Here is a 10,257-nt window from a genome sequence, read left to right on the forward strand (position 1 = left end):
ATCGTACTGTAACATGAAAGCGTTGCTCGACTATCTTCCAATTATTATCTTCTTTTATTTCTATAAAACTACTGATCCTAAAGATAGTCATCATCCTTTGCTACAGTTGGTGGGTAGCTCTGGAAATCTCGATCAAAATCATATTCTTGTTGCAACATGTGCGCTACTCATCTCGACTTTGGTGGTTTATGGCTGCCTGTTCTTTTTCCAAAAATTCAAATTGGAAAAAATGCAGTGGTTCATTGTTTTAATGTCGGTGATTTTTGGTGGAATTACCCTGATCTTTAGTGATGTGACCTATATTAAAATGAAGGCCATCATTATCAATATCGGTATCGGATTAGGCTTTCTGGTTACGCCACTATTTAATAAAGAACGTACACCAATTATCAAAAAACTTTTAGGTTCATTACTTGAACTCAGCCCTAAAGGTTGGCTCAAATTAAACTGGGCGTGGTGTGGTCAATTCTTTTTACTCGCGGCTTTGCATTTCTTCTTTGGTTTTGTCTACATGCAAGGAAAATATTGGGGCGAATTCACTGCTTTTGGCGATATTATCGTTTCTATCAGTTACCTAGCTGCTATACTGTTTTTCTTAAGAAAGCATTTTAAAACCACTGAATAGATTTTAAATCATCGAGCTACTGCCATGCCATATTTTGTGCTGACTTGTACTGATCGCGAAGGTACTTTGGAAAAACGTTTAGCCACCCGCCCACAACATATTGAACGTCTACAAAAGTTAGATGATGAAGGACGTTTAATTGCGGCAGGTGCACATCCGAAAGATCCAAATGATCCACAAGCTGGTTTTTTTGGCAGTACCATGATAGTCGAGTTTGATAGTCGTGAATCCTTAAATGCTTGGATTCAGGAAGAGCCATTTTTAAAAGAAGGGATTTACTCAAACATTGATGTAAAACCTTTCAACAAAGCTTTTCCAAAAGGGTAAATCATGCAAGTTGTCGTAAAAAGCGTATTGGCTTTATGTTTATTTAGTTCTACTGCATGGGCAGTTGAGCCAGCAACACCTGCGGCTCCAGCAGCCAACACAGTACCAGCTCAACCCAATGCCACAGCCACTGCGCCAGCCAATGCAACTACGGCGGTTGCCAAGCCGCTGACTGCTGAACAAATTGCCAAAGCTAAACAGCAGCAAGATGCCAAAGTCAAAGCCATGATCCAAGATCAAGCTAGCCGCTTAAAACAACTTGAACATGCTAATTTAGAAGCACTGTCTCAAAATCAAGAATTGCAGTTAAAAAATGACAACCTCACCGTACAGGTTCAGGTGTTACAAAGTGAACGCAGCGCACAAATGTTTTTATACGGTGCGATGACCATTGCTGTGGGTGTGATTCTGGGTTTCTTGATTGCCAGTTATATTCATACTAAACGTCGCCGTCAGTGGTAAATCCCAACATTTTATTTATGTCTCAATCTGCAAAATTACAAACAGCCGAATTAGACTGGGAACTGGTCGATGGTATCGAAGTTCCCATTTCTAAACAGTTTGGCGATGTCTACTTTTCCAAAGATAACGGTTTGCTTGAAACACGCCATGTGTTTTTAAATGGTAATGACCTAACTGAACGCCTATCAGAACTAAAAGATTTTCAATACTTTTGTGTTGGCGAAACAGGTTTTGGTACGGGCTTAAACATTCTAACACTATGGCAACTTTGGCAGCAGGTTCGTCCAAATAATCACAGTCACTTACATGCCATCAGTGTTGAAAAATTCCCACTGAATAAAGCGGATCTAATCCGTGCACTGAATGTTTGGCCTGAACTTAAGCCACTTGCAGAACAGCTGATTCAACAATATCCCCTGCCCATCGCAGGCTGCCATCGCTTAAGTTTTCCTGAAGAACGTTTTAGTATTGATTTATGGTTGGGCGATGCACAGGATATTTTCCCAAGCATTCCTAAAACCCAAGCCGTGAATGCATGGTTTCTCGATGGTTTTGCCCCATCGTGCAATCCAGATATGTGGCAAGAGAACGTGCTCAATCACATTGTGCGTTTATCTGAGTCTGGAACGACATTTGCGTCCTTTAGTGTTGCTGGTGTACTCAAACGTGGGCTGAAGCAACATGGTGTGCAAATTAGTCGTCCACGTGGTTTTGGTCATAAACGTGAAATGTTGAAAGCTATTTGGTTAGATACGTCATCCGAAACATCTGACCAAGCTGATTCGGAACAAAATCATTCAAGCTCTCCAGCTGCATCGAGAACGGTACAACGCCAGATTGCGATTATTGGTGCTGGAATCGCGGGTTTAAGCACAGCATGGGCATTTGCTCAACGTGGTCATCAAGTCACGATCTACGAGCAAAATGAGCCACTCTCAGGTGCATCAGGCAATCCCCTTGCTCTACTCAATCCCAAGTTGTGTCCAATTGAACAAGCACATGAACACTTGATGACCTTGAGCTGGCAACATGCATTAAATTTTTATCCTAAATTCAATGCATTTAGACCCATTCAAGTCCAGCAAATGGCTTTAAAAAATGCGGATGAATTGCTCAGCTTAGCGGATCAGTATCCTGCAGCGGTGTTATCTGTACAAGATCAGCAAAATACCACAACACCTGAAACCTGCTACCCAAGCTTGACCCTCCATCAGGCTGGTGCTGTTTCTCCACAGCAACTGCGTGATGAAATTTTGCAGCATCCGAATATCAAAATCGAAAAGGCAAAAATTTCTCACTTAAATGCTAGTGAAAATCAGACTGAGCTTTGGCAAGAACAACAGCTCATCGCTATAGCTGATCATGTCATCGTCTGTTGTGCCAAGCAAAGTGCTGCACTGTTCGATAACTACCCTGTGTTAAAACCAATTCGTGGACAAGTCAGCTGGGTTGAGAATCGCGAGCAAGCTTTAGCGCTAGATCAAGCTTATAGTTATGGCGGGTATTGTATGCAATTGGATGCCGCTCAATTGATTCTAGGCGCATCCTTTTATCCAAACCGAGATGATATTGAGGTTTTGACAGAAGACCATGTGCATAACTACGAACTTATCCACAGTGTCTTCCCTGAATATGCGCAACAGCTGCCATCCACTGAAATATGGCAAGGTCGTGCTTCGGTACGTGCACAGAGTTTAGATTACTTTCCTCTAGTTGGGAAAATGCAAAATCACCAACACATCTATACTTTTGCAGGTTTAGGTTCAAAAGGATTCTTGTTTGCACCGTTGTGTAGCGAAGTATTAGCAGCTTTAGTACTCGGAGAACTTTGTCCAATTCCACAATCATTATTGGATAAGCTCAATCCACAGCGCTTTCAAAAGAAGATGAAAGCAAAGAAACCGTATTATTCAGGCTAAATGTTTTTTAATTTGAATGTAGTTGGAATCTAAAATTTTGAATTTGCCAAAATACCCAAGTATTTTGGCAAATTTTTGAGTGATTTAAGCGCCTTGTTCTAAAGGTAAGCCTGCATCACGCGCTGCGCGTGTGCCACCCATTAATACAACATATTCACGAGAACCATCGAGACCGTCTAGAAGCTCAGCTGCGCGTGGTGCTTTACTACCACCACCACATAAAATATAAATCGGCTGATCCGCTGCAACTTGAGTCAAACTATCCGCAGTGATATCAGTAATTGGACGATTCACCGCCCCTTTGACATGAGCCTCTGTATACGCTTTGGTATCTCGGACATCCCAAATGACAGCGCCTTCTGGGAACTCAAATGTTGTAATTTCTTGTTTACGGATCATTGTGCACTCCTTTGATGTAAACAACACTTGGCAAATGAAGAAAACCCCCTTAGCATCTCAAATATTCTTTCCCTTTGTAAAGGTCTAACCATGCCTTCTTTTGATATTGTTTCTGAATTAGAGTTATTTGAAGTTAATCACGCTGTACAAAATACAGAAAAAGAGATCGCAACACGTTTTGACTTCCGTGGACAAGACGTTTCAATTGAGCTAAACGAGAAAAATAAAGAAATTAAAATCTCAACTGAAAGCGATTTCCAATGTGAGCAAGTCTATACCATGCTTGAAAATCACTTCTATAAACGTAAAATTGACGTACAAGCATTAGATCCACAAAAAGCCACTGCTTCTGGTAAGAATGTAGTACAAGTGATTAAGCTTAAAGATGGACTTGACTCAGATACCGCAAAAAAAATTAATAAAGCCATTAAAGAAAGTGGCATCAAAGCGCAATCTTCTATCCAAGGAGACAAAATCCGTGTCACCGATAAAAAGCGCGATACTTTGCAACAAGTCATGAACTTTTTACGTGAACAACAATTTGGTCTGCCACTGCAATTTAATAATTTCAAAGATTAAGCAATAGGTTCACTATGGCAAAAGATAACCGTCTTTATAAGCTGGTTAAAACCACTTCTAAATTTCCTAAAGGCATCCGTAGCACGCTCTGGAGCAAAGCTTTTGGTCGTGTGGTTCCGATGGTGGGAACAGCAAATATTCGTTATTTAGAAGTCGACAAAGACCACGTGACTGTTCGTATTGAAAACCAGCGTAATATGCAAAATCATATTAAGGGCGTTCATGCAGCAGCCATGGCTTTACTCGGTGAAACTGCGACAGGATTTTTAACAGGTCTACATATACCAGATGATCGCATCTTGTTGATCAAATCATTGCATGTCGATTACTTAAAAGTTGCACAAGGTGGTTTAACGGCAACAGCAACATTATCAGCTGATCAACAAAAGTTTATCGCAGATAATGAAAAAGGCGAGTTATTGGTGCCAATTACAGTAACAGATGATTCAGGCAATCAACCAATCCAATGCCAAATGCTTTGGGCTTGGCTGCCAAAACGTAAAAAATAGTGTTTGAATCAAAAAAAGCCCAACTTTATGTTGGGCTTTTTTAATCTTTTATTTAAATAAATGTTTCAATCAGAGTGATCAGCTGCTGCAAATACTCCGCATCGACCTCATCAAATTGATTCAGTTCATCACTATCGACATCCAACACGCCAACACACTGACCATTTTTCATGATTGGCAAAACAATTTCCGATTTTGACGCAGAGCTACAGGCAATATGTCCTGGAAACTGATCCACATCTGGCACAACAATCACTTGCCGCTGTTGCCATGCAGTTCCACATACGCCACGACCTTTAGCAATACGAGTACAGGCAATAGGTCCCTGAAATGGGCCTAAAACCAATTCACTCTCTTTTACCAAATAAAAACCAATCCAAAACCAGCCAAACTGCTGCTTTAACGCTGCGCAGATATTGGCGAGATTGGCAATCACATCAGACTCATCCTCAACAATTGACTGAATCTGAGGAAGGATGCTTTGATATTGCTCAGCTTTATGACCTTGCTGTAAAACTAATTCTTCTGCCATGCTTATATTCCAATGAAGCGTATTGCCAAGCTACTCATGTGTTGAAGCTTACAGCGTTGCTGCAAATGCCTGTTTAATCTCTTCTGAGATTAAACGCTTCTTACCATTTACATCCACCGCTACGAAGGTAAATACTCCTTCGGTAATACGCACTGGTTCACGGGAATCATCATGGCTATTCCACACTTCGATTTGAACTTGCACCGAGCTACCGCCAACTTTCAGAATTTTGGTATAGCAACTAATTACATTGCCCACTTTGACAGGCACAAGGAACGTCATCTGATTAATCGCAATCGTTGCACAACGACCTTTACTAAAACGTTCAACATGAATCGCTCCAGCTAAATCCATCTGAGAAACAATCCAACCTCCAAAAACATCACCACTCCAATTGGTATCCGCAGGCATGGCAATGTTTTGTAAAGATAAAATCCCTTCAGGATGATTTGGGCGTTCACTCATGTTAATGTCCTTGGTGTTGCTGTAATTGCTGGTCTAGCCATTGTTGTAACTCGGGTGCGCGTAATGCTCCGCTGATTCTCGCCAATTCCGTGGTCTTATTCATCAGCACTAACGTTGGGATGCTACGCACATTAAATGCAGCACTTAAACGTGGATTGGCTTCGGTATCAATTTTAGCAAAAACCACATAGGGATTTTGCTTCGCCACTTGAGCAAAGTGAGGTGCCATCATCTTGCAGGGACCACACCACTCAGCCCACAAGTCAATCAATACCGGCATATCTGAATTGCTGATGAAGTTACTGAAATTTTGTTCATTGAGTTCAATCGGCTCTAAAGGCAATAATGCTTTATGGCATTGCCCACAGTTGGGATGAACTGCTAACTTTTCTTCGGGTACACGGTTTTTTGCACCACATGATGCACAGACAATAATCATCTACATCACTCCAATATGTTGATGTAAAAATTCTAATTGGGTTGTGACTGCTTTTTCAAACCAAGAACCATGATAAACATCAAAATGTTTCATTTCCCACTCATGATAGCTCACAAATGGCGCAATATTGGTCGCTGCTTCCCGACTCGATTCGATTGGAATCAAAGTGTCATGCTTTGCTGCAATAAATAAAACAGGGATATTAATTTTACGAACAAACTGGATCGGGCGATAACGCATTAAATTAAAAAATACACGTGCAGGAACTTCCCCACTCCAATAATAATCAGGGTTTACAATGGAATGATAACCATAATAACTATCTGAAGTCGGTAGGAAACACAGTCGATATTGATCTACAACAGGGAGCGTTTTAGGTACTAAGCCCATCTTAGAGCCCATATAATCCTGACTAGAACGTTTTAGTGCTTCAGGATACCGTTGTAAAGGATAAAGCTTAGCTGTTTCAGCACCATCCACATAAGGTACTTGCACCATCACAGCTTGAATATTTTTTAGGTCAGAAGCCAGACTTAAGGCATATCCACCACTGAGCGAAGTTCCCCACAAAATAATGCGCCGACTATCAATTAATTTACAATTGGAAGCATATTGAATCATAGTCCTCCAATCATCAAGCTGAGTGCCTAGTGAAATCAGTTCACGTGGTTTCCCTGTACTGCCACCCCAATAGCGGTAATCAAATAAAATTACTGCATAACCAGCTTGAGCAAAACGCTGTGCATATTGAACTAGTTTAAATTGACGTAGACCAGCAAAGCCATGAGCCATCACAATCACAGCAGCTTTGGTATTAGTTTTAGGAAGATAGAAATCGGCAGCGATGGTTTCATCGCCACTAGCAACATACAACGGCTCAACTGTATAGGTATGCATGCGCGCTCCATTGCGTTATCTTTTAATTATCATCACTTATTTACTATAGACATTTAAACTCAAGATCGAGCTTAATGCTATGATAGAGCATAAAATGTTTTGTTTGTTTTTGGAGTGACAAGATGACAGAGAATGTTGGTTTTGCAGGTCAAATCGGCCCTGAGCATATTGAGCAAGTGGTTGAAAAGGGATTTAAATCGATTATTAATAACCGTCCAGATCTGGAAGGTGGTGCTGAACAACCAACCAGTGCCCAAATCGAAGAATCAGCTCGAAATTCAGGTTTAGACTATGTATATCAACCTGTTGTTGCAGGGCAAATCACTGAATTAGACGTCCGTACATTTGCCAATCATTATAATGAACTGCCAAAACCAATTTTAATGTTCTGCCGTACTGGTAATCGCTCGAATAATTTATATCAGATCGCCAAGCAAATGGATTTACTGGACGATTAAATTCATTACATTTCATTACCTGATCAAAATAGTTAAACCATTTCATTTATAAGATGATGGTTCTTTTCACAAGATAAAGAACCATGCACAAACTAGCCATTATTGTTTTATGCCTTATCTCACTTTCAGCGTGTAGTTCTTTTCAAGTTCGTCCAACAGCGACAGTGAGTGTAGGGACTTCTTTATAAAAAACAGCACCGAGGTGCTGTTTTTTATAAATTACTTTTTTACTTATAAGCGACAAAAACAGTTGAAACCTTACCATCTGGAGCAGCCACAGATACTTTGAAGGTATCACCTACAGCACACTCTTTTAAACGATAACCATAAAAAGCTTGTGTACTATTTTTAAAAGTCGTTGGTGTCAGAAGATTAAATACACTAGCCACAGGTGAGCTGCCTTGAACTAATTCAGCGGTACAAGATAAATTATTATCTTTAGTATTATCCTCAGGCGTAACGCTTACAGTAGAACCTGTTGGCATAGGAACACCTTGCATACTATTCCCATATAAACCAAAAGATAATAAGCCATTACTCGCATCAATATTTGTAAATGTTGCCGTATTTTCTGAAAATGCAAATATTAATTGCTGACGTAAAATAGAATCTAAATTATCGTCACAAGTATCAGCAATATTTGGCTGGTTGATCGTGGAGGATACACATGCAGCCTTGTTACCTACAATTTTTCGGTTGTAAAGGAACTCTCCAATACCATAGTTATTATCATATTGATTATTTTCATTATCATCACGGAAGAAGCTACCAATATTGCTAAGAAGCTTATCTACCCCTTTAGTATAAAGGTTATCACCATCTAAATCAGTAAAGCTTTTATCCCCTTCAACATAAGCTAAAACGGTAACACGGTTATCTAAAGGACGTGGGTCTTGAACCGATAAAGTGACTGAACAACGACCATTGCTTGTCGAACAATTCGGTGTTACGACTCCGCCTTCGCTAATAAAGCTCACCACAGTTCCATTAGGTACAGGATTGCCCGTACGGTCTCTTAACATGACATTAATAGTTGCGCTATCGCCATCGACTTTATTTTGTAATGCATTTTTACTCACGGATAGACTAAAGCCGTCTTGAGTAGTACGCCCTGTTGAAACAGAAACATTTTTAGATAATGCTGAAACAGCAAGATTAGAGGCTAGAGTTGCTTTGATCTCGACAGGCCCTGGTTTATCACCTGGATATAATGTAACAACAACTTTACCATTCGGGTCACTTTTAACTGTTTTCAGATTTTGATTACCTAAAGAGATAAAGCTTAAATCTTCTGGAGCCCGAACTAGCTCTATATTTACATCTTTATTTGCAGCAGGAGTTCCGTTCGCATATAAAGTAAATTCAATTTGGCCCGATGCAGCAGTACCACTACTTCTAATACCTAAATTAACTGGACTTGATGTTGTATATTTTAAAGAATTAGCTTCAATCGCAGCAATATTCACATCAACTTTTGACTCTGGAATATTTGAACCTGATGCTCGAATAGTCTGCTGACCTTCACATAGTTTTCCATCAGCTCCAATTGCTTTATAAGAGGTTGTTACATCACCTTGATTTGACGAAACAACACTTGCTGGTTCAAAAGTTCCACATGTTGCATTAAAGCTTACAGTAACATTATTCTGATTAACTTTAGTACTTGAGTCCTGTGTCTTCAAGGTAATATTCGTAGATGCACCCGATTCTAATTGAGTTGCGGCAGCAGCCATCCCAACTAAAACAATATTTGCGGCTTGTAAAACAAAATTATATGGCTTAGTCGCAGCTGTTGTACCATTAAAGCTTGTTGTCGCAGAAAGCTGATATGCACCCGTTGCATTCAAATCTTGCGGCTTTATCGAAATGCTTGCTTCCCCATCAGCATTTGTCAGTACCGCACCGTTTGTCGTGCCAAAAGTAATGCCTTCACCAGTAAAACTAACAACTGCTCCATTAATCCCTTTTCCAGAGGCATCTGTCACTTTAACTTTAGCAGTAACTCCTGCAGCAGTAATTGAGGTTGTTACAGTATTATTCGCATCATACAGAGTAATATTTGTAATATTCACTGCGGTAACAGGAGTTTGTCCATTGCCACCAGAAGAACCATTATTATTTCCACCAGAGGAACTATTGTCATTCGTTGATCCATAGTACCCACCGCCACCACCGCCACAGCTCGCCAATAATACAGAAACAGTGATTGCAGACAACTTTAATGTAAGTTGTTTTCTATTCATAATCATTCCTTTTAACCCCGATCAAATCCCCAAATGGAATAGGATTTTTCATTATAAAAATATGTCTAATGTAATCATAATATAGATTTTGTGTAAATAAAGTTTATCTTCAAGTAAAGAATATTAAAGTGAACTCAATCAAACTATTTTATTAAATAGAGATATTTTCTATGCGTTTTAACAAATAAATAATGAATCGAATAAATTTTCAAATCGGCCTAAATTAAAACACGATTAAATAAAAGCTTAGAGTAATGCTAAAAGCTGAGTCTATTTTCCACGAGTCATTTTCTTTCACGCAATAAAAACACCCCCTCTGCGATAGCGGAGGGGGTGTTTAGATTTAAAAGCTGGCGATGACTTACTCTCACATGGCAAGTGCCACACTACCATCAGCGCTAAG

Annotated in this window: 12 protein-coding genes and 1 pseudogene; 7 read left to right on the forward strand and 6 right to left on the reverse strand. The window is 39.8% G+C overall.

Going from position 1 to position 10,257, the window contains the following annotated elements:
- The first annotated feature begins 13 nt into the window (after window positions 1-13).
- From F3J02_RS17495 to mnmC, 4 genes are read left to right on the forward strand one after another with little or no spacing between them, the layout of a single operon-like run.
- A complete protein-coding gene (locus tag F3J02_RS17495) occupies window positions 14-625 on the forward strand; it encodes a septation protein IspZ (protein ID WP_167251328.1) in 612 nt (203 codons plus the stop codon).
- A 24-nt stretch (window positions 626-649) separates the two neighbouring features.
- Window positions 650-952, forward strand: a complete 303-nt coding sequence (locus F3J02_RS17500; RefSeq protein ID WP_167251330.1) for a YciI family protein — start codon at window positions 650-652, stop codon at window positions 950-952.
- Window positions 953-955: 3 nt separating this feature from the next.
- A complete protein-coding gene (locus F3J02_RS17505) occupies window positions 956-1,414 on the forward strand; it encodes a hypothetical protein (protein ID WP_167251332.1) in 459 nt (152 codons plus the stop codon).
- 17 nt (window positions 1,415-1,431) lie between these two features.
- Window positions 1,432-3,333, forward strand: coding sequence for an FAD-dependent 5-carboxymethylaminomethyl-2-thiouridine(34) oxidoreductase MnmC (gene mnmC / locus F3J02_RS17510; RefSeq protein WP_167251334.1), 1,902 nt, complete (start codon window positions 1,432-1,434; stop codon window positions 3,331-3,333).
- Window positions 3,334-3,417: 84 nt separating this feature from the next.
- On the opposite strand, the gene F3J02_RS17515 is transcribed toward mnmC, so the two are convergent.
- A complete protein-coding gene (locus F3J02_RS17515) occupies window positions 3,418-3,732 on the reverse strand; it encodes a rhodanese-like domain-containing protein (RefSeq protein WP_167251336.1) in 315 nt (104 codons plus the stop codon).
- A 90-nt stretch (window positions 3,733-3,822) separates the two neighbouring features.
- Between F3J02_RS17515 and F3J02_RS17520 the strand changes: the two genes are divergently transcribed.
- Together F3J02_RS17520 and F3J02_RS17525 are read left to right on the forward strand one after the other, a co-directional pair.
- Complete coding sequence (locus F3J02_RS17520; protein WP_004655922.1) at window positions 3,823-4,311, forward strand: YajQ family cyclic di-GMP-binding protein; 489 nt, start codon at window positions 3,823-3,825, stop codon at window positions 4,309-4,311.
- 14 nt (window positions 4,312-4,325) lie between these two features.
- Window positions 4,326-4,820 carry a DUF4442 domain-containing protein gene (locus tag F3J02_RS17525; RefSeq protein ID WP_167251338.1) on the forward strand — a complete coding sequence of 165 codons (495 nt, stop codon included), beginning with the start codon at window positions 4,326-4,328 and terminating at the stop codon, window positions 4,818-4,820.
- A gap of 52 nt (window positions 4,821-4,872) precedes the next feature.
- On the opposite strand, the gene F3J02_RS17530 is transcribed toward F3J02_RS17525, so the two are convergent.
- From F3J02_RS17530 to F3J02_RS17545, 4 genes are read right to left on the reverse strand one after another with little or no spacing between them, the layout of a single operon-like run.
- Window positions 4,873-5,352 (reverse strand): GAF domain-containing protein, encoded by a 480-nt coding sequence (locus F3J02_RS17530; RefSeq protein WP_167251340.1) that lies wholly within the window; start codon window positions 5,350-5,352, stop codon window positions 4,873-4,875.
- Window positions 5,353-5,400: 48 nt separating this feature from the next.
- Window positions 5,401-5,817: an acyl-CoA thioesterase gene (locus tag F3J02_RS17535; protein WP_004804279.1), complete on the reverse strand. Its 417-nt coding sequence runs from the start codon at window positions 5,815-5,817 to the stop codon at window positions 5,401-5,403.
- Window position 5,818: 1 nt separating this feature from the next.
- Complete coding sequence (trxC, locus tag F3J02_RS17540; RefSeq protein ID WP_167251342.1) at window positions 5,819-6,256, reverse strand: thioredoxin TrxC; 438 nt, start codon at window positions 6,254-6,256, stop codon at window positions 5,819-5,821.
- Window positions 6,257-7,153, reverse strand: a complete 897-nt coding sequence (locus F3J02_RS17545; protein WP_167251344.1) for an alpha/beta hydrolase — start codon at window positions 7,151-7,153, stop codon at window positions 6,257-6,259.
- Window positions 7,154-7,275: 122 nt separating this feature from the next.
- Between F3J02_RS17545 and F3J02_RS17550 the strand changes: the two genes are divergently transcribed.
- Window positions 7,276-7,611, forward strand: a complete 336-nt coding sequence (locus F3J02_RS17550; protein ID WP_167251346.1) for a TIGR01244 family sulfur transferase — start codon at window positions 7,276-7,278, stop codon at window positions 7,609-7,611.
- A 2,104-nt stretch (window positions 7,612-9,715) separates the two neighbouring features.
- Here the strand turns inward: F3J02_RS17550 and F3J02_RS18810 are convergent.
- Window positions 9,716-9,860: pseudogene (locus tag F3J02_RS18810) on the reverse strand (hypothetical protein); the annotation flags it as partial.
- Window positions 9,861-10,257 lie beyond the last annotated feature (397 nt).

The sequence above is a fragment of the Acinetobacter sp. Tr-809 genome, assembly GCF_011753255.1.
Classification (GTDB): Bacteria; Pseudomonadota; Gammaproteobacteria; order Pseudomonadales; family Moraxellaceae; genus Acinetobacter.

Coding starts and splice junctions, on each gene's coding strand:
- F3J02_RS17495 (WP_167251328.1), top strand. CDS start 14: ATGAAAGCGTTGCTCGACTATCTTCCAATTATTATCTTCTTTTATTTC.
- F3J02_RS17500 (WP_167251330.1), top strand. CDS start 650: ATGCCATATTTTGTGCTGACTTGTACTGATCGCGAAGGTACTTTGGAA.
- F3J02_RS17505 (WP_167251332.1), top strand. CDS start 956: ATGCAAGTTGTCGTAAAAAGCGTATTGGCTTTATGTTTATTTAGTTCT.
- mnmC (WP_167251334.1), top strand. CDS start 1,432: ATGTCTCAATCTGCAAAATTACAAACAGCCGAATTAGACTGGGAACTG.
- F3J02_RS17515 (WP_167251336.1), bottom strand. CDS start 3,732: ATGATCCGTAAACAAGAAATTACAACATTTGAGTTCCCAGAAGGCGCT.
- F3J02_RS17520 (WP_004655922.1), top strand. CDS start 3,823: ATGCCTTCTTTTGATATTGTTTCTGAATTAGAGTTATTTGAAGTTAAT.
- F3J02_RS17525 (WP_167251338.1), top strand. CDS start 4,326: ATGGCAAAAGATAACCGTCTTTATAAGCTGGTTAAAACCACTTCTAAA.
- F3J02_RS17530 (WP_167251340.1), bottom strand. CDS start 5,352: ATGGCAGAAGAATTAGTTTTACAGCAAGGTCATAAAGCTGAGCAATAT.
- F3J02_RS17535 (WP_004804279.1), bottom strand. CDS start 5,817: ATGAGTGAACGCCCAAATCATCCTGAAGGGATTTTATCTTTACAAAAC.
- trxC (WP_167251342.1), bottom strand. CDS start 6,256: ATGATTATTGTCTGTGCATCATGTGGTGCAAAAAACCGTGTACCCGAA.
- F3J02_RS17545 (WP_167251344.1), bottom strand. CDS start 7,153: ATGCATACCTATACAGTTGAGCCGTTGTATGTTGCTAGTGGCGATGAA.
- F3J02_RS17550 (WP_167251346.1), top strand. CDS start 7,276: ATGACAGAGAATGTTGGTTTTGCAGGTCAAATCGGCCCTGAGCATATT.